We start from the raw sequence: 21,148 nt of genomic DNA, 5'->3' as shown, positions 1-21,148 counted from the left end.
GAGGTCTTGAAAAATAAAATATTAGCGCAATTATGTAATTAAGCGCAGATCAATGTGCAATTGTTTCGAAATTGCATCGCAATTTTTTGCAGTTATGCTATGATGGCTCTTCATTGGGGATGTTTCTGGCTTCGACGCTGGTGATGAAACTCATAGATGCATGTCGAGAGCGCATTTTCTCTCGTAAATCAAATTTGCATTTTTTAGTCGCAAACGACGAATCATACGCTCTAGCTGCCTAAGGGCAGCTTGTCCGCCTCTCCGAATACTTGTGGTTAGAGAGTCCGACTGAAGCGCACGCACACAAGTCCGTATAAAGCCAAGCCTCGGGGCTTTGTACTAAACTTAGAGGATCGCGATTTGTACCCTGTTCGTCGGGTCACAAAGAGTTAAAACAATAGACGATATCTAAGCATGTAGTATTCTCGAGCGTAATGCTGGCGGACGCGGGTTCAACTCCCGCCATCTCCACCAAAATTCAATTCAGAGATGTTCGACTGAATGTAAAAAAGCCCTTAAATTCAATGTTTAAGGGCTTTTTTATTGGCTGTATTGTCCGATCCTATCCTAAGCTGTGTGACCCAATTTTTGCCTTCTACGGGTAATTATTGGGAAAATTTACCCAATTATTTTTTAGTCTAGATAAAGGGTAAATACAGATGAAACTCACAGATACAGAATGCAGAAAAGCGCAACCACAAGATAAGCGTTACCGTCTTTCAGATGAGAATGGGCTATCGCTTCTGGTGATGCCAGCAGGGCAAAAATATTGGAATGTACGCTATACCGTTCATGGTGAGCGTAAGTCAGAGTCACTGGGTCCATATCCAGACATGAGTTTAAAGAAAGCAAGAGAGCTTGCCCTTGAACTGAAATATAAGCATTCCAAGTCAGTTTTATACGAAGACATCAAGCCATTTTTTAAAGAGGTGGCTGAAGATTGGTTTGATAACCAAAGAGAGACTTGGTCATCCAAACATATTAGTAATGTACGAGCATCTCTGGATGAGCTTTTTAGTACACTTGCAAATAAACGAATCAATCAGATTCAGGCGCCTGAGATCTTGCAGGTTATTAAAAAAATTGAAGCCAGAGGTTCTACTGAAGTAGCTAAACGTACGCTATCTCGATGCGGTATGGTGATGAAATATGCTATAGCCCACGGTTATCGATATGACAATCCAGCCAGTGATTTGGTGTATGCACTTAAGAATAAAAAAGTAAAAAATTTAGCATCATTGCCTGAAAGTGAAATGCCTGAATTTCTTAGACGGATTAAAGCCTATCCTGCTGATGCTCAAACGCATCATGCAATTATTTTGATCATGCTTACAGGTGTTCGAGTAAGTGAGTTATTGCAAGCACGTTGGGAAGAGTTTGATCTTGAAGAACGTAAGTGGGATATCCCTGCTGAGCGTATGAAGAATGGTTTACCCCATCGTGTACCCTTAACAGATATGATGATTGATGAGCTTCAGGCACTACGTTTGACTCATAACCAAGATCTATTATTCCCACATCGTTTAAACAATAAAGAACCTATGCGTAGTGAATCAATTTTAGCTGTCATTAAACGTTCTGGTTATACAGGTCGAATGACAACACATGGGTTTAGATCACTATTTAGTACTGTGCTAAATGAGTCAAATTTGTTTAATCCTGATGCAATTGAACGTCAGCTTGCCCATGTGCCACAGAACCGCATTCGTTCTGCATATAACCGAGCACAGTATTGGGATGAGCGTGTAAAGATTATGGAGTGGTATAGTGAAGTAGTTAATAAATGGACTACCGGTGGGTGTAATTAAACGTAATTGGTGTAATTCTATAAGTGCAAGACTTTATAGTGCTAGTTCTTGCCTAGTTTACAGGTTTCTGATTTTATTCATGGTAAATGGGGGTATTAAAGATTTTCGATAATATTTATTTTACCTAACCTATTAATACCCTTTAATAATTATAATGATTTTTATTCTTCTTTATAAAAATCAACGTGTTGATCAAAGCCTAAAGCATCATTTAAGTTTGACTGATTTTTCATTATTAATAATTGCTTTTGCTCTGTGCAATTTTTTCGAAATTGATCTTTTATTTCGTTAATTGCTTCAGGTGCAAGAGCTCCATTTATGCTTTGTTGGTCTACTTCGGACATATCACCTACATAAGCTTTAATCTTTTCTAACTCAATGGTTTTACTTACAGCTATTTGTATTAAGTATTCCTCATATTCTTTTGCAGATCGGCTCATATTTTCTTGGATGGTATTTTTTTGCTGCTCAAGCTCAGTTTTAATTTGAGAAATTTCTTCATCCTTTAATTTCAGCTCTTTCCTTAAAATAGAATCATTATTTTTGCTTTTCTCCTTTTTGAGAGTTGATATTATTTTATTTTTTTCTGTTAATTGTGTGTTTTGCCTATCAATTAAAAACTCTAAACAGTTTTTAAGGCTTTTAAATTTATATTTTTCTTTAATTTTATCAAGTTCTTTTAATGTCTTTTGATCAAGTGTGATTTGTTTAATGACGCAATTATTTTCTTTGTTATTGTGGTTATATTTAAATGACGGGAATTTCTTTTTTAAAATTTCAAAATGCGCATCATTTATTTCAACGATAAATTCATCGTTTTCAAATTTTGGAAGGTAAGGGAATATTTTATTTTTAGAGTCTGACTGGGATTGACTGTTTCGGTAAGCAAGGTCTTGATCATCATTTGGACTAGTCGACGAGTCATTTTTCGATAAATAGTGATCCTTTTTTCCAGACGCCACAATCTTTCTGATTAGGCCAGATTTCTCGCTGGCTTCTAAATCTAAGAATTCTTTTTTTAAATCTGTGTGAGAGGATAACCATTTTTCTAAAGTTAAATGTGGTCGTGCCATTGTTAATTTTCATTAATATTTACTTAATATTAATGTATAGCATAAATAAAAATTAAGTAAAAATTAAGTAAATATTAATTAAATGATAATTATAAAAACACCATTTATTAATTATTGTTTTGTGCCTATCATATTTAATGTATGATACATTTACCTGAGATATAGGTTAATGAAGTAGAGATTTTTATTGTGGACTGGAAGACTTCTGAGCAGCATTTCTTAACCTTATTTATGGCTTTCTATCAGAGGGTGGAGGGGCAACTTTCAGCCTACGCCGTTTGGGCGCTAATTACTTTTATAAGAAACTTTGGAGCTGAGAGTACATCATTACCGCTTGCCCAATTGACGAAAGCCACTGGCATACAGACTAAAAAATTACGGGTTGTATTGCATGAATTGGAACAGCATGGAATATTAAAAATAGATTTCCCTGAGACGGGGAAACGTGCCAGAGTCCGTCACTTACAGCTTAATCTTGCTTATATTAGCGATGATTTAATAATGTCTGTTTACAGTCTGGATAATATTATTAAAAGAATGTCTAGAAAATTTCCGTTATTAAAATTTATTGCACTTCTATTTATAAAAAGTGCTGAGATAAAAATCAGCAATTTACCAAAAAAAACAGAGACTGATTGCAATCTTGATTATCGAAGTTATCTTGTTTTATTGCGGTTAATTTATGGTGCAGATTCGTTTGGGATTGTTGTAGGGTATGGAATTTCTGAAATTGAGCGGGCAACGGGTTTAAACAAACAATCTATTTATCGAGCTATACAGCAGCTGAAACAATTCGGATTTATTCGATGTCAGGCAAATGGAGCAATTCGAAATAGTTTTATTCAAACAGAGTCTCCAATTTACGCTTTAAACCTTTCACATACATTTTGGGGCGATGCTGCAATTTACGGTAAATTTTATATTTTAAAATACCCGCAGCCACATGCTTTTGAAGTTCAGAAGGTAGCCTCTATTTTTACTTTTCTTGATCAAAAGGGTGACTTATTTTCAAACAATGAAAGCGAACATTCTGATGCTGGTTTGAATATTCTAAAACATAAAAATAACTATTTGCTGTGTGATCCTTTGTGTTGGATGAAGCCGGTCTTACACGAAAATAATAATAATTTTAATGTAATACAGAGAGAGCAAGTCATGAAATTCTTCGATCATTATTTAGGATTAAAGAAATTGCATCCTGAGAATTCATTATCAACTGCTTTTAATTTAAAGCCCCATGAAAATATTCTGGATGATGAGGTGGCTTTAGATAGTTTAGAATCTACCAAGGCTATAAAACTCAGTGGAATGCATAACCGCTTAGGTCTTTTTCAAAGTTTACTTGAGCAGTGGTGCTGTCAGATCTATAGCCAGAATAAATCTTTTTTTAAAATGTTAAGAGATGCTAATCTAGTTGTAATTGATGATGAAAGTTTTGAACGTTTAGAGTGCATAGACTCTCTCTATCCGTATTCATTGCATGATAACCAAATCAAAATAATCAAAAAAGAAATGGAGTTGAAGAATGAATCAGACAAAACTCCATCGAGGATCGCGGCCAAATTAAAAGCAGAACAGTTCAGGGTTTATCAGTTTTTAATGGCTCTTATGGATCTTATTGCATATAACCAAATTTACTTTTTTCAGCAATGTATGACTAAATATTCCGATATTGATAATACGACTAAGAGGGGGTTAGACCGAGTATTTGCTGAGGCAAGAGAAATAGTAAAGCCTTTTAGAATTCTACCTCGGTCATTTATTCAGAACACGTACAGCTGTTGCTATGTTCCTGATCAGAATGCAAAAGCTGACGAGTATTTCTTATGTGAATTGGAATTTCAAAAAGCATTGCAAGATGCGACTCCATTTGACTTTCCGGTACAGCAAATGACAGAGATATCGCCAACACTGGAAGAACTTAAAAATTACGGATTACTGCATCATCGCTGTTTATCATTATTTGAGTAGTATGCATGCTTGATTTAGGTTTATGACTAAAATATTCAAAAAACATTTTTCTGACTTAACTATCGTAACGATGATATATCTAAAAAGCCTAGCTTAGCCGAAGGTTTGAAAATCGGACTGTTCGGCTGGGCTATATTTTTTGTATCTGTAACAAGACGGTTTTTTATATTATTAATATAGAGATTAATACTAATAATAGACTTGTTACTATAGATCATAGAACTATAAATACTAGATAGATCAATACAATCACAATTACTCATACCTATAACAAGAACCATGAGATATGTCTTACATACCTGAATAAATATCCCAATATGGATGATATGGCTGATCAATAGTCAATGCAGAGTGAGATCACTATTCGATACATGTGCATATTGGATGACTTGTCCTTACTCTAGATCAGGACAGCATTTAAAAAAATAAGTCGATTGCTTAACTATGACGTAAATCATAGTTAAGGAAGTTCAACGTGTTCCCATTCAATTTAGACCATCAGGCAGGGGTGATCTATGCGATTCATACCTTTGTCGATATATGCCTTAATTTTGATATGCCGAATGAAGACTTCATGTTTAACCTAGAACGCTTATGGTATGTATTTGAAAAGTTCAAACGAGAAGGGGGTGAGTATGCTGCATCGATTAGGGCGTTTATTGCAGTCACTGAATACGTCAATAGTCAGCGTGGCATGCTTAGCTTTGGTGAATATCTATCAGGATTGTCTATGGGCGAAATTAAGAATCTAAGACAGATCTTGCATGCACATCGAGGGTTTGTTCTTGAGGAAATTGAAAAGTATAGAAATCAGGAAGAAGATAACCAAAAGAGCTTTCTTGCAGAGATGAATAACGTCATTGTTGATCGGAGCTCTGTATTGATTGTGCGTGTGGATTTGTCCTATGCAGTTGAGTCTTTAAGTGCTGTGACGATTGATGTTTTTGATTTACACATCCAAAGCTTACGTAGGGCACTGAAAGATAAAAATGGCTGTTTTAAGCATTTACTGACTTTTGGACTGGCTTTAGAGCACGGTGCCACAAAAGGCTTTCATGCGCATTTGATGCTGGTTTATAACAGTTCAAAAATCCAAAAAGATGTCTACTATGGATTTGAGATTATTAATAAATGGAGAGAGATTGCGATGACCAATGGCGGATGTACTGGCATTGGGTTTAATGTGAATTGGGACAAAAAGAAATATCAGAAAAAAGGTACTTTGGGCGTTGGTGAAATTTCAAGAGATTCTGCAGTACAGCATGCGAATGCATTGCGTGTTGCTGAATATTTGGTACGGCCTGAAAAATATAACCAAATGATGCTCATCAAGCTGGGAGTCAAGAACACGTTTACTAAGGGTAAATATAAGCCTCATGGGAGGATGTACCAAACTCATTATAAGCAAAAACAGTTGGGCTGCAGTGCCATAAATCTTGCAGCTGAAGACTAAAAAATATCGGTCGATGCTGATATGGCATAAAAAATTATGACGATGCCTGTTCTATGAAGTTAATTTATTCATAGGACAAAACATGAGCTATACAGAGTTTGAGTTTGTGACAGCGCCACGCTTGGAACAGGATGTTATCGAGTTTTATCAAACGATTCGATTTGCTCCAATTCCAGAAGGTATTGAATACGATGCTCATCACAAGAATATCGATGATGAGTTTAAGCTGAAACTGTCTGGTTACTTTTCAGCATGGCGCAGGATGATGGCTGTTGGAATTCAAGAGCATTTATCTTTTTCATTTTGGGCAGATAAGTTCTTTCAGGCTTACTGCAGCGTGCTGACAGAAGAGAAGCTTCGTTTCATTGAAGTCACGGCGCAAAGAAGCGCTGGTTTTTATATCAATAAGATCGTAAAGCGGCTGAGAGTGCTGTTTGAAAGCACCGGCTTGACTGAAGAAATGCATAAGCTGAATGAGCGATACGGTAAGCGGATTGAAAAACTGAGAGAGTCTTATTGCAATACAAGCCAGATGTATCCCGATGCTGCGGATTTAAAGCTGGAACTGAGCCTAAATGAGGGGGGGAATGAAATTATCGATTTGCGACAGTTAGAGCGATTTTTTTCAAATTTCCAAAAAAGTCTAGCGGCTGAGTATTGGTATCGAACACAAGCCGTTTACCGCTTTTATCAGATCGTACGGGATGATGTTCAGCATCGGTATGTGATCCACTTTTATCTGAGCTTTAACCGATCACTCTATGCTGATCCATTATTTTATTGCAGTGTCATAGAGCATTTCTGGGCTCAAGTCACGAATTATATGGGTATCTGCAGTTGCCTGAGTCTGACAGATCAAAATAGTGTGGGTGAGGCTGAACAGATGTTTCGGATTGATCGAATTATTCAAGAAGACGCCCAATGTCCGCTGAGCGCATTAAATAGCATGCCAGAAAATCAAACAGGAAGGGGTGGACTTGCGAATAGAATCTGTATCTACCCCAAAGGCTTCAAATGGTTTGATGGAGTAACCATACGGTACTAAAAAATTATATTGCATTCCTGTACTTGCTTGACGCTCTACATTGTGCAGATTATCCTTAGCCTGCTGACCTACATCGTCAGCGGGTTTTAGCAGACCCATTAACAAAGACAATATGTGAAATCTCATTTTGCATGTTGTGGACCCGTTCGTCCCCCTTTCTTTGCGGTAGGGCGGAGGGGGGACGCGCTTGCGCGTGCTGGTTTCTTTGTTACCAGTCTGCTAACCCTCCTTCGTTCTGCCACCATCATATTAGCAGTGATTTGGCAGGATTCTTTTAAAACAAAGGAGTACGCCATGCGCTTACATCAATATCGTCTTTTAAATTTCTCTTTTTCAATATTTGTGCCGTTGGGTGATGAGACCGCGTGCTGTGAATAGCTGTGTCTATGACTTTTTAAGAATAAAACTTTTTCAAATACATATTACCGATATGAAGATGAATCTCTAATGCTGTTTTGAGCTAAGTAGATCTGTACGCTTTATCGTCTATAAAAAATTCAAAAACTTCGGTATTCATTCCAACAAATATTACATGGAGGACACTGGATCTGCTGAAGACTAGTGATGCCTGTAAAAAGAGAAAATGACTATGTTAAAAACTTTCCTAAAAACTACCCTGATTTCATCACTGTTTGTAGGCGCGTCATGGGCGCAGGCCGGCTGGTTTGCGCAAGCCAGTGAAGCCTATTTTGTTCAGGCCCGCAATTTGGGTGGAGGTGTTTATCAGTGCATGTATAAAACCAATCCAGGCAATCGCGGCTGGCGGAATTTCACGGTGAACTTTCAGGGTGGCTGCCCGCGCTTCGTTCACTTTAATGCTCAGAATGGTCAAGTCACTGTACCCAACTAAGACGGGGGAGCATTTGAGATGAACCAAAAAACCATATTGGCCTTAGCCGTTATTCTGGCTTTGACTATTGTGATCGTGTCTGGATTTTATTTTTTCAGTACTAAGCCGAACGTCCAGAAGCCGGTGCAAACGGCAACCGCCGTAAGTGATATACCAGCTTCAGAGGCTGCTGCTTCAGAAGGCATTCCTGCTGCGGAAGTTGATGGCATTGATGTGGAGGAATTGACTGCTGGAATCAAGCAGCCAAGCTCTGCACAGCATCAACCTGAGCTGCTGAGTTTTGAGCTGGAGCAAAGCCTAAAAGTGGCAGATACCTTGCTGTCCATGCTTCCTTATGCAGACCTGCCTGAATTTGAACAGGAAAATGTAGATAAGTACCAGCAGCTCGTCTTTGCCAAAGCCTCTCAAGATACCGGTAAACCCCTGAGAGGTTTTAGCTTGCAGGAACACGGCGCATTAGAGTCGGAACAGGCGGGCAACCGTTACTACGTTTATAAATTTGATAATGGCACAGACTGTGAAATCCATCTGGTCAGTATTGATTTAGAGACAGGTGATTACGGCGTGAGCTACAACTACTGCTGAGGATAAGTTTTATGAATACATTTTTTAAATCGATCCTGCTGGCAGTAACGGCCGCTGCAGGTATGATGTTGTCAGGGTGCAGTTCTAGCCTTGATCCCAATACTTTTACTGTTGAAATGAATGTAGTAGATACCAGCAACTGGTATGCGCAAAACCAAGCGGCAAATGTCATCACCATTCGTTCTAACAGCCCAGATCCGATTAACGTTACAAATGTTTTAATTAATAACGGTGAATGCAGTTATGAAGGCTATCGCAGATCGTTGGAATATCCGCAGCATTTTAAAATGGGGCTACGTTTAAGGCTGAAATTAACCGGCTGTGGCTATGACAATGTCGTGCGTGTCGATGTTGAAACAGAACAGGGAACAGCGAGCTATAGCTTTCAATAGCGGCCTTTAACTCTAAACGACGAACCAAAATTTCAATCAAACCGTGTCCTCAATGGGCACGGTTTTTTTATGCCCTCAATTCAGCTCTTGGTACTCAATTCATTTCACAAGGAATATTCAATGTCCTTAATTCAATGCCCCTATTGTCAGTCCACTCATGTCAAACAGACGGATTCAAGTCATGCAAACGCCAACTATTTCGAACAACTGCAACGCTGTATTTCACCGACCCAGATGGCGCTTTTCGGCATGCAGCTTGCCAAAAAAGCAGGATTTCCGCCTTTTACAGGCGCAGCCATTGGTGTTGTGGTGGGTGGTGTATTGGTCATCGTCAGTCAGTACTGCTATGAAAAATATTATAGCAACGCGGAGCAGTATATCTGTCAGGACTGCCATCAACTAACAGATTTTACAGCTGATTATTTTTAAATATTTTAATTCAATCAATTATAGGTACAGGAATTAACACTATGGCACATCAAATTGAAAAAATGGCTTATGTCGGTGAAACCCCTTGGCATGGTCTTGGCAACCAGCTCGCGCAAAATCAGCCAGTTGAAGTCTGGGCGAAACAGGCAGGCATGGATTGGCGTATTGAATCATCAAACGTCAGCTATATGGCACAAAATGAACGCGGTCAAAGCATCATCATGCCCTATGAAGAACAGCGCGTACTTTACCGCTCTGATACCCATGCACCTTTATCTGTGGTCAGTCAGCGCTATCAGGAAGTCCAGCCTGCTGAGGTGTTGGAGTTCTACCGTGATTTAACTGAACAATCAGGTTTTGAGCTGGAAACGGCGGGTGTATTAAAAGGCGGAAAAAAATTCTGGGCTTTGGCTAAAACGGGGCAGACAGCAGCACTCAAAGGTAAAGATGTCAGTAATGGCTATATCTTATTGGCTACGGGCTGTGATGGAACACTAGCAACAACTGCACAGTTCACTTCAATCCGTGTGGTGTGCAATAACACTTTAGCGATTGCTCTCAAAGGTCAGAACGCTAGTTCAGGAGTAGTTAAAGTCCCGCACAGCACTCGCTTTGATGCCCAAAAGATTAAACAGCAGTTGGGAATTTCTGTCCGGGCATGGGATGAACATATGTATGAAATGAAACAACTCAGCCAGCGTAAAGTCACTCAAAGCGAAGCAGTAACTTATTTTGATGCCGTGTTTAACAATAGCAGCTTGAGTCCGATAGAGCAGGACGAAGGTATTATTCAGTTCTACCGCAATGTTGCTACACAAGCCAATTCAGCTGCTAAAGCTGAAAACAAGACTGAGCCGAATGGCCGTGCCATGTCAAAAGTCATGACTATGTTTAATGGGCAGGGACGTGGGGCAGAACTCAGTTCAGCTAAAGATACCGCATATGGCTTGCTTTGCAGTATTACAGAATTTGCCGATCATGAACGTCGCGCCATGAGTCAAGATCACCGACTCGATTCAGCATGGTTTGGCGCAGGTGCTGGGTTGAAGCAGCGTGGGCTCGAACAGGCGCTGCGAATGCTTGCTTAAGATCAATAGTTCTCCTTTTTATAAATTAGCCTAAGTATTACAGAACAAGGCCAAATATTTTTCTTCACTAATGACTCAAATACCAAGCTCTTAAAGCCGTGTCTTTAGGCACGGCTTTTTTATGCCCAAAATTTAAATTAGAGGAATTAACAATGAATCATTTATCAAATCTACCTGCAGCATCTGCACAGCCTAAAGTATTCCGGGCTCCTAAAAATTTTACTGCAAAACGTTTTGTAGCGACTAAGAAGCTCAGTCAGGCCGAATGGCTGGAAGTGCGCAGGCAAGGCATCGGCAGCAGTGACTGCGCAGCTGCCTGTGGACTCAACCCTTATATGTCGATGCTGGAACTGTGGATGATCAAGACTGGACGGATCAAGCAATCGATTGAAGATGAAAGTGAAGGTCATGCGCCATTGTACTGGGGTAAGCGTTTGGAGCCCTTGGTTGCTGAGTATTACAGCATGCATACCAATTATAAAGTCCGCCGCGTGAATGCTGTGCTACAGCATCCTGATCCAGACAAGTCCTTTATGTTAGCCAACTTAGATTATTCTGTAGTGGGTGACGCAGATGTACAGATTCTAGAATGTAAAACCACAGGGGAATATGGCGCTAAGCTTTGGCGGGATGGTGTGCCTCTATATGTACTGTGTCAGGTCCAGCATCAATTGGCTGTGACCGGAAAGAAGGCAGCCCATATCTGCGTGCTGATTTGTGGACACGAAACCCGCATATTTAAAGTAACCCGTTCAGAATCGGTGATTCAGCATATCGTGAATGCAGAGCGTTACTTCTGGGAGTGCGTCGAGAAGGATACACCGCCTGATGCAGATGCCAGTGAATCGGCAGCTAAAGCCTTACAGTTGTTGTATCCGGAACATGTACCGCTAAGTACGACAGATTTATCGTTAGATGAACAGGCCAATCAACAGTTTGAGCAGCTGATTCAAGCACGCAATCATATTGAAAAGCACCAAGAACAATTCGATCTGCTGAAGCACCAGTTGCAGGCCAAGATGCAGGAGGCCGAACGTGCGACCTTTAAAGCAGGTTCGGTGACATGGAAAAAGGCCAAAGACTCGATTAGCTTAGATAGCAAAGCCCTACTTAAACAGTATCCTGAATATCTGAATCAATTCCCGCAAAGTAAATCTGGTTCAAGACGCTTCAATATTTACCCAGATGATGAATGAGATGAAATCAATCTTCGCTCTTCACAACCAAATCAATTTAAGGCCATAACGATCCCATGCCAAACAGCATGGGATTTTTTATGCCGATTTCATTGTTAAAAAGAGGAATATCATGATTAAAGGTTTAGCAATAACACCGCCTATTTTAGGGCGAATCAGCATTGGCCGAATGGTGGAAAAGAATGGCAAGCGTCTGCCTGAAAAAGATGATCAGTTCACCATTACCAGTCAAATCCAAAGTAAAGATAGTGGTTGGGTGAAACATCCACTTGATGAACAACTTCGAGCGAAAGCGCAAAACCAAAAACTCAGAACTATACCAGTCCGGATGATTTTCAATGATCCTGAACTTAATTTGAGAGCCGAATATAGTTTATTTGATCGTCAAACTGGACGCCCCGTTTGTGTCGGCAATGGTGAAACCTGCCAGCGCTTAACTAGTCAAGGTGTGGCACAGCATCCATGTCCATCACCTGATTTATGTTCAATGGCCCAAGGCGGTAATTGCAAGCCTTATGGACGGCTACATGTCAATTTAGATGAATCGGATGAGCTTGGCACATTCATCTTTAGAACCACTGGCTTTAACAGTATAAGGACCTTGGCCGCACGACTAATCTACTACCATGCAGCATCGAATGGTTTACTTTCATGTTTACCGCTACAACTCACTCTTCGGGGTAAATCCACGACCCAAAGCTATCGCCAGCCTTTGTATACGTGGATTTAACTTTACGTGAAGGCGTTGATTTAAAGCAAGCTATACAGACTGCTAAAGAAATTGATCAAGAGAGTAAATCGAGTGGTTTTAATCAGGAAGCTTTAGATCACAAGGCAAGACAGGGTTATGCAAATGCAGTTTTTGAAATGGATTCAGGTGATGGGTTAGACGTCATTGAAGAGTTTTATCCATCTGATGAAGGCAGCGATGATGCTCAACAAAAGAAAACCACAAGCTTGAATTTACAGAATGAGTTACAGCGTTCTGTTCAAACTTTGAATTGAATGATTGTTGAGGTTTAAGGAGATTAAATTTTCACGGAGCTGCATATCATTTGAGCGAATAACCGCTCGCATGAATGATTAGGAGTAAACTCATGAATGCGTTTGTTGGTCAAACTTTTCAAATGAATCAACTCATCAGTATTAAGCAGGTTGTAGAAATTGTAGGTGTTGCACGTTCTACTATCTATGAAATGATGGATGAAAACTCACCGTATTACGATCCGACATTTCCAAAGAAAGTTAAAATTACCCAAAACCGTATTGGCTGGTCAGCTTATGAGATCCATCAGTGGATTGAAAATAAGTTGGCCAGTCGAGAATAAGGGATGCTTTGCTCCCTTATTTTTTTGTTTTTTAGTAGACTAAGCTTAGTTTTAGCCTAAGTACTAAGAATGAAAACAATAGATTATTACAACCAACATTCGGATGAGTTTGAGCCAAGTCGAAACTAATTGAATGCAGTAGCAAGTGTGCTAGTCGAGCTGCAAGACTGTAAATGCTTCTACTGTAATAAGCCGATGCAAAAAGGTAATTATGCCGTCGATCATTTTATCCCTTGGTCAATGTATCCCTCTGACAAATGGCATAATTTTGTATTTGCAGATTCAAGCTGTAATTCAAAGAAAAGTAATTTGCTTGCATCAGATGAGTTTTTGCATAAGTGGTACGAGCGCAATGAAGAACAGGATTTGATTATTGTGGAGCAGATATCAATGTTAGGTTTTTTAATGGATAAAGAGCGGTCTCATAGGGTGGCGGAATGGGCTTATGCGCAGGGGGAGAGAAAATAATTATTTGATGTGGAATGGTTGAAAAGGCTAATTTAACAAAACAAACTGGCTTCGACTAATCAGTCTCAAATTACTATTAACAGACTAATTTCGCTATAATGTTCAACCAATTAAATACAATCCATTATTTAATGGATATTATATTTTAAAGTTTTGATTTTTAAAGGAAGTATTAATGACTAGTACCCAACAACGTGCAGCACTTCATCGCCAGATTTGGCAAATTGCCAACGAAGTACGTGGCGCAGTGGATGGTTAGGACTTCAAACAATATGTTTTAGGTGCACTATTTTATCGCTTTATTTCTGAAAACTTTGCTCATTACATTTCAGGTGGTGATAAAGACATCAAATATAATGAGATGCCTGATAGTGTCATTACCCCAGAGATTAAAGATGACGCAATAAAAACCAAAGGTTATTTTATTTTACCTGGTCAACTTTTTAGTAATTTGGTAAAGAGCGCCAATAATAATGAAAGCTTGAATACTGACTTAGCTAAAATTTTTTCAGCGATTGAAAGTTCTGCCAATAATTATCCTTCAGAAAAAGATATCAAAGGCCTATTTGCTGATTTCGATACTACCAGTAATCGTCTGGGTAACTCAGTTCCTGAAAAAAATAAACGCTTAGCTGCTGTCTTAAAAGGTGTGGCAGCGTTAGATTTTGGGGATGATTTCCAAAATAGCCAAATTGATTTATTTGGTGATGCCTATGAGTTTTTGATTTCTAATTATGCTGCAAATGCAGGTAAATCAGGAGGTGAATTCTTTACACCGCAACATGTATCAAAACTGATCGCACAGTTGGCAATGCATAATCAAACGCATGTCAATAAAATTTATGACCCTGCATGCGGTTCAGGTTCTTTGCTTCTTCAAGCTAAGAAGCATTTTGATGCACATATCATTGAAGATGGTTTTTTTGGACAAGAGATTAATCATACGACATATAACCTAGCGCGAATGAATATGTTCTTGCACAATATTAATTACGATAAATTTAATATTCAACTCGGCGACACGCTTCATCATCCGCATTTTATTGATGATAAGCCATTTGATGCCATTGTATCGAATCCACCGTATTCAGTGAAATGGATTGGTTCAGATGATCCAACATTAATTAATGATGATCGCTTTGCTCCAGCAGGAGTGCTTGCACCTAAGTCAAAAGCTGACTTTGCTTTTGTGTTACATGCTTTAAGCTATCTTTCGAGTAAAGGCCGTGCAGCAATCGTTTGCTTCCCTGGTATTTTCTATCGTGGTGGTGCTGAGCAGAAAATTCGTCAATATTTGGTCGATAATAACTATGTGGAAACAGTAATTTCACTTGCACCGAACCTGTTTTATGGTACTACCATCGCTGTAAATATTTTGGTGTTGTCAAAACATAAGACAGATATGTCGATTCAGTTTATTGACGCAAGTGGTGAGGATTATTTTAAGAAAGAAACTAATACCAATGTTTTAACAGATGATCACATCAATAAAATTATGCAGGTGTTTGATCGTAAAAATAATGTAGATCATTTTGCCAAGTCAGTCTCTTTTGAGCAGATAAAAGCTAATGATTACAATCTGTCGGTGAGTAGTTATATCGAAGCCAAAGATACTCGTAAAGTTATCGATATTGTGCAATTGAATACAGAGCTGAAAACCACTGTAGCTAAAATTGATCAGCTTCGTAAGGATATAGATGCAATTGTTGCAGAAGTCGAGGGTGAGGCATGAGTTTTTTAGAAGAGCTGTTGGCTGATGTCATCGTAGAGTTGATGCCTGTCGCTGAAATAGGGGAATTAGTCCGAGGTAATGGGTTACCCAAAACAGACTTTACTGAATCAGGTGTTCCAGCTATTCATTATGGGCAGATCTATACTTACTATGGGCTCTCAACCATAGAAACAAAATCGTTTGTTTCTTCGGAAACAGCAAAAAAACTGAAAAAAGTTGATACTGGTGATGTTGTTGTTACTAATACCAGTGAAAATTTAGAAGATGTTGGCAAGGCAGTAGTGTACTTGGGGAAAAAACAAGCCGTAACAGGTGGACATGCCACAATTTTTAAACCTAAACCTTATATTCTTGGGAAATATTTTGCTTATTACACTCAAACAGAAGCGTTTGCACAGCAAAAAAGGAAGTTTGCAAAAGGGACAAAAGTGATTGATGTTTCAGCAACAGATTTAGCGAAAATTAAGATTCCCATTCCTTGTCCTGAAAATCCTAAAAAATCTCTAATAATTCAATCAGAAATTGTTCAAGTTTTAGATAAACTTAGCGCTATGACCGCCGAGCTGACCGCTGAGCTGACCGCCGAGCTTAACATAAGAAAAAAACAATATAATTACTATCGTGAGCAGTTGTTAAGTTTTAAAGATGGTGAGGTTGAGTGGAAGACCTTGGAAGAAGTGGCAGAGTACTCAAAAACACGGATTAGTTATGAGTTGCTTGATAAAACAAATTATGTGGGTGTTAATAATCTCCTGCAAAATCGAGCAGGAAAAACAGAATCAAATTACGTGCCAACTTCAGGTAACTTAACTAAGTATAGTGAAGGCGATATTTTGATTGGAAATATTCGCCCATATTTAAAAAAAATATGGCAAGCCGATCGAATTGGTGGAACAAACGGAGATGTGCTAGTGATCCGCCTAAAAGACGAAGTGGTAAACGCTAAATATCTTTATCAAATTTTAGCTGATGAGAGATTCTTCGAATACAACATGCAGCATGCTAAGGGTGCAAAAATGCCCCGAGGAAATAAAGACAAAATAATGGAATACCGCTTTCAAATTCCGAAAAATCTAGATGAACAAGCTCGTATTGTTTCAATTCTTGATAAATTTGATGTGTTAACCAGTTCAATCACCCAAGGTCTACCTCGCGAAATTGAACTGCGCCAACAGCAGTATGAATACTATCGTGATTTGTTACTTAGTTTTCCAAAGCCTGAAACGGTAACGGTGTAGTATGAGTAAGACACTGACCGATATAGCAAAGCAGTTAAGTACGCCTATAACTTTAAAAAAAATAGTTAGAGAGGAAAAAAAGAGAATTCCAGCGAAGGAAGTGGATGAATTAAAACCAGTTCCAAAGGTACAACTGATATATGCTTTTAACGGTACAGGAAAAACCCGTTTATCACGAGAGTTTAATAAACTAATTGTAGGCAATGAGGGTGAAGGTAAATCCCATGCACGAGAAAAAATTCTTTATTATAACGCATTTACAGAAGATCTTTTTTATTGGAATAACGATTCAGAAGGGAACTTTGAGCCCAAACTCAAAATTCAACCGAATACTTATACAGACTGGTTGCTTACCCTCCTGAAAGATCTGGGGCAAGATGGAAACATTGTTAAATATTTCCAACATTATACCAATGATAAATTAACACCGAGCTTTAGTGCAGATTTAACAGAAGTTACTTTTACTTTTGAGCGTGGTGATGATGAAAACTCGGAAACGCTTAAGATATCGAAAGGTGAAGAAAGTAATTTTATTTGGAGTGTATTTTATACACTGCTAGATCAAGTGATTACGATACTAAATGTTGCTGATCCAACAGATCGAGAAACGAATCAGTTTGATGAATTAGAATATGTATTTATTGATGATCCTGTCAGTTCATTAGATGAAAATCATTTGATTGAATTAGCAGTTAATTTGGCAAATTTAATTAAATCTAGTCAATCTGATTTGAAGTTTGTGATTACTACACATAGCCCGTTATTTTATAATGTTCTTTATAATGAATTGAAAAATAAAAGTTGTTATCTCTTAGAGAAATTTGAAGATGGTAGCTATGCTTTGGCTGAAAAGCATGGTGATTCAAATAAAAGTTTTTCTTACCACTTGTATTTAAAAGAAACGATTGAGAAGGCAATTACTGAAAAGACAGTTCAAAAATACCATTTTACTTTATTACGTAATCTGTATGAAAAAACTGCGAGTTTCTTAGGTTATCCAAAATGGTCAGAACTATTACCTGGTGATAAAGAAGCTTACTTTAATCGAATTATACAATTTACAAGTCACTCCACATTATCAGATATGGCAGTTTCTGAGCCGAGTGATCCAGAAAAGCAAACAGTGGAATTACTTCTTAATCACTTAGTAAGTAATTACGGATATTGGCAATAGGAACAATAAAATGACTGATCATAATAAAACAATTGTTGAATCGAATAATTTCATTGTTCTTGATAAATACATTAAAGAATCTCGAGCAATAGATAGCTATCAAACGGAAGCTGACTTAGAGCGTGAACTCATCCAAGATTTAGCTAATCAAGGCTATGATTTTTTATCCAATATAAATAATGCTCAGGCTATGTTGAATAATGTACGAGAGCAATTACAGTTATTCAATAATGTACATTTTTTAGAGAGTGAATGGGCACGTTTTGTTGAAACATATTTGGATAACTCAAGTGATAGTATCGTAGACAAAACCAGAAAAATCCATGATGACTACATTCATGATTTTGTTTTTGATGATGGTCGTATTCAGAATATTTATTTACTTGATAAAAAGAATATTGCTCGAAATAAAGTTCAAGTTATCAAACAGTTTGAACAAAAAGGTAATCATGCCAACCGTTACGATGTCACCATTTTGGTTAATGGTTTGCCGTTGGTACAAGTTGAACTCAAAAAGCGTGGTATGGCGATCCGTGAAGCATTTAATCAAGTCCATCGCTATAGCAAAGAAAGTTTTAATAGTGAAAACTCACTATATAAATATTTACAACTATTTGTTATTTCAAATGGGACAGATACTCGCTATTTTGCGAATACCACATCACGTAATAAAAACAGCTTTGATTTTACGATGAACTGGGCAGAGTCAGATAACAGTCTCATTAAAGACTTAAAAGACTTTACTGCAACGTTTTTCCAAAAAAATACCTTACTCAATGTGTTGCTTAATTACTCCGTATTTGATGTAAGTGATACTTTACTTGTCATGCGTCCTTATCAAATTGCGGCAACAGAACGTATTTTGTGGAAAGTTAAAAGCTCATTTGAAGCCAAGAGTTGGAGTCAAACTTCAAGTGGTGGATTTATTTGGCACACTACTGGTTCAGGGAAGACATTAACCAGTTTTAAAGCAGCGCGTTTAGCAACAGAACTTGATTTTATTGATAAGGTTTTTTTTGTGGTCGATCGCAAAGACCTTGATTATCAGACTATGAAGGAGTATCAACGTTTTTCTCCCGATAGTGTAAACGGTTCTGAAAGTACGGCAGGATTAAAGCGAAACTTGGATAAAGATGATAATAAAATTATCGTAACGACCATCCAAAAGCTAAATATTTTGATGAAAAGTGAACATTATTTGCCGATATACAACAAGCAAGTCATGTTTATATTTGATGAATGTCATCGTAGTCAGTTTGGTGAAGCACAGAAAAATTTAAAGACAAAATTCAAAAAATTTTACCAATTTGGTTTTACAGGAACTCCGATTTTTCCTGAAAATACATTAGGTAATGAAACCACGGCTAGCGTATTTGGTATTTACGATAAGAATAAAAATAGAGGTGCTTTGCATGCCTATGTCATCACCGATGCGATCCGTGATGAAAAAGTCCTCAAATTTAAAGTGGATTATAATGATGTACGCCCACAATTTAAAATGATAGAAAAAGAACAAGATGTCAAAAAACTGAGTGCTTATGAAAATAAACAAGCCTTATTGCATCCTGATCGTATACACGAAATTAGCCAGTACATCCTACATAACTTTCGTCAAAAAACGCATCGTTTACAAGTAGGTAGCAAAGGCTTTAATGCCATGTTTGCCGTGAGTAGCGTAGATGCTGCTAAGTTGTATTATGAATCCTTAAAAGACTTACAGAAAAATAGTGATAAGCCTTTAAAGATAGCGACTATATTTTCATTTACAGCGAATGAAGAACAGGATGCTGTGGGTGATATTCAAGATGAAAGTTTTGAGGTATCAGCTATGAATAGTAGTGCCAAAGAATTTTTAAGTTCAGCGATTGCAGATTATAACGCAATATTTAAAGCGAACTTTAGTGTTGAAACTAAGAATTTCCAAAACTATTACCGTGATTTAGCTAAGCAAGTCAAAGCTAAAGAAATTGACTTGCTGATTGTGGTCGGTATGTTCTTAACAGGATTTGATGCACCAACATTAAATACTTTATTTGTCGATAAAAATTTGCGTTATCACGGTCTTATACAAGCATATTCACGAACTAACCGTATTTTTGATGCGACTAAAACATTTGGTAATATCGTAACTTTTCGTGATTTAGAGCAGCCGACAATTGATGCTATACGATTGTTTGGTGATCCAAATACGCAGAATATTGTTTTAGAAAAAAGCTATGAAGAATATATGGAGGGCTTCACCGATGTATTAACTGGAGAAGCAAGAAGAGGCTTTATAGAAGTAGTTAAAGAGTTAGAGCAACGTTTCCCTAACCCCGATGAAATTTTTAAAGAGTCAGATAAAAAGGCATTTGCTAAATTATTTGGTGAATACTTGCGAGTAGAAAACGTACTGCAAAACTATGATGAATATGCGAGTCTAAAAGAATTACAAACTGTTGATTTGAATGATACTAGTGCAGTTGATGAATTTAAAAATAAGCATTATTTAAATGATGAAGAGTTGGCACAGATCACAGCAATTGATATGCCAGGTGAACGGAAAATCCAAGACTATCGATCTAGTTATAACGATATACGTGATTGGTTGCGTAGGGAACAATTAGCGGAGCAAAAAGAAAAATCTACGATTGATTGGAACGATGTGGTTTTTGAGGTTGATTTATTAAAGTCACAAGAAATCAATTTAGACTATATTTTAGAACTTATCTTTGAAAATAATAAAAAAATCAAGGATAAAGTTGCGTTGGTCGATGATATGCGACGTGTGATTCGCTCAGGCTTGGAGAGTCGATCTAAAGAAAGTCTGATCGTTGATTTTATTAATCATACTGATTTAGACAATATTGAGGATAAAGCTAGTCTGATGGATTCTTTTTACACTTTCGCTCAAATAGAACAGCAGCGTGAGGTTCAGGAACTGATTCAGGATGAAAACTTGAATGAGGACGCCACTAAGCGATATATCACGGCTTCATTGAAGAGGGAGTTTGCAAGTGAAAATGGCACTGAACTTAATGCAATTTTGCCTAAAATGAGCCCATTGAACCCACAGTATTTGACTAATAAACAAAATGTTTTCCAGAAAATTTCAATTTTAGTTGAGAAGTTTAAGGGTGTTGGTGGTAATTTAAATTAAAAATAAGATCTATTAGCTAACTACCTGTGTTGCCACAGGTAGTTAGCATTAGTGGGTAAAATTGGGTAAAACTAGAAATATTTAAAATTGAAATATTAGACCAGTATATGTTGAGTTAAACTGCCACCACCTCAGATTATGTAATTGTGTGTTTTAGAAAGTATGGTATTCAAAGTTAA

Annotated in this window: 15 protein-coding genes, 1 other RNA gene and 3 pseudogenes; 18 read left to right on the top strand and 1 reads right to left on the bottom strand. The window is 37.8% G+C overall.

The genetic code is table 11. The features are described from left to right. The first annotated feature begins 115 nt into the window (after nt 1-115). Nucleotides 116-474: a transfer-messenger RNA gene (ssrA, locus tag B9T34_RS12795) on the top strand. Between the two features lie 185 nt (nt 475-659). Continuing rightward, nucleotides 660-1,808: a tyrosine-type recombinase/integrase gene (locus B9T34_RS12790; RefSeq protein ID WP_086213517.1), complete on the top strand. Its 1,149-nt coding sequence runs from the start codon at nt 660-662 to the stop codon at nt 1,806-1,808. 161 nt (nt 1,809-1,969) lie between these two features. Here B9T34_RS12790 and B9T34_RS12785 read toward each other — a convergent pair whose 3' ends face one another. Continuing rightward, nucleotides 1,970-2,881, bottom strand: a complete 912-nt coding sequence (locus tag B9T34_RS12785; RefSeq protein WP_086213516.1) for a hypothetical protein — start codon at nt 2,879-2,881, stop codon at nt 1,970-1,972. A 231-nt stretch (nt 2,882-3,112) separates the two neighbouring features. Between B9T34_RS12785 and B9T34_RS12780 the strand changes: the two genes are divergently transcribed. The 16 genes and pseudogenes from B9T34_RS12780 (at nt 3,113) to B9T34_RS12705 (ending at nt 20,969) form a co-directional block, all read left to right on the top strand. After that, entirely contained in the window at nt 3,113-4,852 is a 1,740-nt protein-coding gene (locus B9T34_RS12780; RefSeq protein WP_086213515.1) for a hypothetical protein, read from the top strand. Between the two features lie 475 nt (nt 4,853-5,327). Further along, the gene (locus B9T34_RS12775; protein WP_086213514.1) at nt 5,328-6,305 is read left to right on the top strand and encodes an inovirus-type Gp2 protein; all 978 of its coding nucleotides are present in this window, start codon (nt 5,328-5,330) and stop codon (nt 6,303-6,305) included. 82 nt (nt 6,306-6,387) lie between these two features. Then, complete coding sequence (locus B9T34_RS12770; protein ID WP_086213513.1) at nt 6,388-7,350, top strand: hypothetical protein; 963 nt, start codon at nt 6,388-6,390, stop codon at nt 7,348-7,350. Nucleotides 7,351-7,939: 589 nt separating this feature from the next. Next, nucleotides 7,940-8,200, top strand: coding sequence for a hypothetical protein (locus B9T34_RS12765; RefSeq protein ID WP_086213512.1), 261 nt, complete (start codon nt 7,940-7,942; stop codon nt 8,198-8,200). An 18-nt stretch (nt 8,201-8,218) separates the two neighbouring features. After that, a complete protein-coding gene (locus B9T34_RS12760; RefSeq protein WP_086213511.1) occupies nt 8,219-8,785 on the top strand; it encodes a hypothetical protein in 567 nt (188 codons plus the stop codon). 11 nt (nt 8,786-8,796) lie between these two features. Beyond that, complete coding sequence (locus B9T34_RS12755; protein WP_086213510.1) at nt 8,797-9,177, top strand: hypothetical protein; 381 nt, start codon at nt 8,797-8,799, stop codon at nt 9,175-9,177. Between the two features lie 120 nt (nt 9,178-9,297). Continuing rightward, nucleotides 9,298-9,606, top strand: coding sequence for a hypothetical protein (locus B9T34_RS12750; RefSeq protein WP_086213509.1), 309 nt, complete (start codon nt 9,298-9,300; stop codon nt 9,604-9,606). 41 nt (nt 9,607-9,647) lie between these two features. Then, nucleotides 9,648-10,694, top strand: coding sequence for a DUF932 domain-containing protein (locus B9T34_RS12745; protein WP_086213508.1), 1,047 nt, complete (start codon nt 9,648-9,650; stop codon nt 10,692-10,694). 152 nt (nt 10,695-10,846) lie between these two features. Next, nucleotides 10,847-11,890, top strand: a complete 1,044-nt coding sequence (locus B9T34_RS12740; RefSeq protein ID WP_086213507.1) for a YqaJ viral recombinase family protein — start codon at nt 10,847-10,849, stop codon at nt 11,888-11,890. Between the two features lie 112 nt (nt 11,891-12,002). Further along, nucleotides 12,003-12,895 (top strand): annotated as a pseudogene (locus B9T34_RS12735) (hydrolase or metal-binding protein). 92 nt (nt 12,896-12,987) lie between these two features. Continuing rightward, on the top strand, nt 12,988-13,218 hold the full coding sequence (locus B9T34_RS12730) for a helix-turn-helix transcriptional regulator (protein ID WP_086213506.1): 231 nt from the start codon (nt 12,988-12,990) through the stop codon (nt 13,216-13,218). Nucleotides 13,219-13,326: 108 nt separating this feature from the next. Then, a pseudogene (locus B9T34_RS12725) lies at nt 13,327-13,708 on the top strand (HNH endonuclease domain-containing protein); the annotation flags it as partial. Between the two features lie 153 nt (nt 13,709-13,861). Next, a pseudogene (locus B9T34_RS12720) lies at nt 13,862-15,418 on the top strand (type I restriction-modification system subunit M). Further along, the gene (locus B9T34_RS12715) at nt 15,415-16,656 is read left to right on the top strand and encodes a restriction endonuclease subunit S (RefSeq protein WP_086213505.1); all 1,242 of its coding nucleotides are present in this window, start codon (nt 15,415-15,417) and stop codon (nt 16,654-16,656) included. The pseudogene B9T34_RS12720 and the gene B9T34_RS12715 overlap by 4 nt, the downstream one beginning before the upstream one ends. A 1-nt stretch (nt 16,657) precedes the next feature. Then, the gene (locus B9T34_RS12710; protein WP_086213504.1) at nt 16,658-17,830 is read left to right on the top strand and encodes an AAA family ATPase; all 1,173 of its coding nucleotides are present in this window, start codon (nt 16,658-16,660) and stop codon (nt 17,828-17,830) included. Nucleotides 17,831-17,840: 10 nt separating this feature from the next. Next, a complete protein-coding gene (locus B9T34_RS12705; protein ID WP_086213503.1) occupies nt 17,841-20,969 on the top strand; it encodes an HsdR family type I site-specific deoxyribonuclease in 3,129 nt (1,042 codons plus the stop codon). The last annotated feature ends 179 nt before the right edge of the window (nt 20,970-21,148 follow it).

This window comes from Acinetobacter sp. ANC 3813 (assembly GCF_002135435.1).
Classification (GTDB): Bacteria; Pseudomonadota; Gammaproteobacteria; order Pseudomonadales; family Moraxellaceae; genus Acinetobacter.
Note: the sequence above shows the minus strand (reverse complement) of the source record. Positions and strands in the feature narration are given on the sequence as shown.

What these genes read in the sequence shown, in the direction of transcription:
- B9T34_RS12780 (WP_086213515.1), top strand. Translation starts at nt 3,113, where the DNA reads ATGGCTTTCTATCAGAGGGTGGAGGGGCAACTTTCAGCCTACGCCGTT.
- B9T34_RS12770 (WP_086213513.1), top strand. Translation starts at nt 6,388, where the DNA reads ATGAGCTATACAGAGTTTGAGTTTGTGACAGCGCCACGCTTGGAACAG.
- B9T34_RS12755 (WP_086213510.1), top strand. Translation starts at nt 8,797, where the DNA reads ATGAATACATTTTTTAAATCGATCCTGCTGGCAGTAACGGCCGCTGCA.
- B9T34_RS12765 (WP_086213512.1), top strand. Translation starts at nt 7,940, where the DNA reads ATGTTAAAAACTTTCCTAAAAACTACCCTGATTTCATCACTGTTTGTA.
- B9T34_RS12740 (WP_086213507.1), top strand. Translation starts at nt 10,847, where the DNA reads ATGAATCATTTATCAAATCTACCTGCAGCATCTGCACAGCCTAAAGTA.
- B9T34_RS12730 (WP_086213506.1), top strand. Translation starts at nt 12,988, where the DNA reads ATGAATGCGTTTGTTGGTCAAACTTTTCAAATGAATCAACTCATCAGT.
- B9T34_RS12715 (WP_086213505.1), top strand. Translation starts at nt 15,415, where the DNA reads ATGAGTTTTTTAGAAGAGCTGTTGGCTGATGTCATCGTAGAGTTGATG.
- B9T34_RS12745 (WP_086213508.1), top strand. Translation starts at nt 9,648, where the DNA reads ATGGCACATCAAATTGAAAAAATGGCTTATGTCGGTGAAACCCCTTGG.
- B9T34_RS12790 (WP_086213517.1), top strand. Translation starts at nt 660, where the DNA reads ATGAAACTCACAGATACAGAATGCAGAAAAGCGCAACCACAAGATAAG.
- B9T34_RS12785 (WP_086213516.1), bottom strand. Translation starts at nt 2,881, where the DNA reads ATGGCACGACCACATTTAACTTTAGAAAAATGGTTATCCTCTCACACA.
- B9T34_RS12710 (WP_086213504.1), top strand. Translation starts at nt 16,658, where the DNA reads ATGAGTAAGACACTGACCGATATAGCAAAGCAGTTAAGTACGCCTATA.
- B9T34_RS12750 (WP_086213509.1), top strand. Translation starts at nt 9,298, where the DNA reads ATGTCCTTAATTCAATGCCCCTATTGTCAGTCCACTCATGTCAAACAG.
- B9T34_RS12705 (WP_086213503.1), top strand. Translation starts at nt 17,841, where the DNA reads ATGACTGATCATAATAAAACAATTGTTGAATCGAATAATTTCATTGTT.
- B9T34_RS12760 (WP_086213511.1), top strand. Translation starts at nt 8,219, where the DNA reads ATGAACCAAAAAACCATATTGGCCTTAGCCGTTATTCTGGCTTTGACT.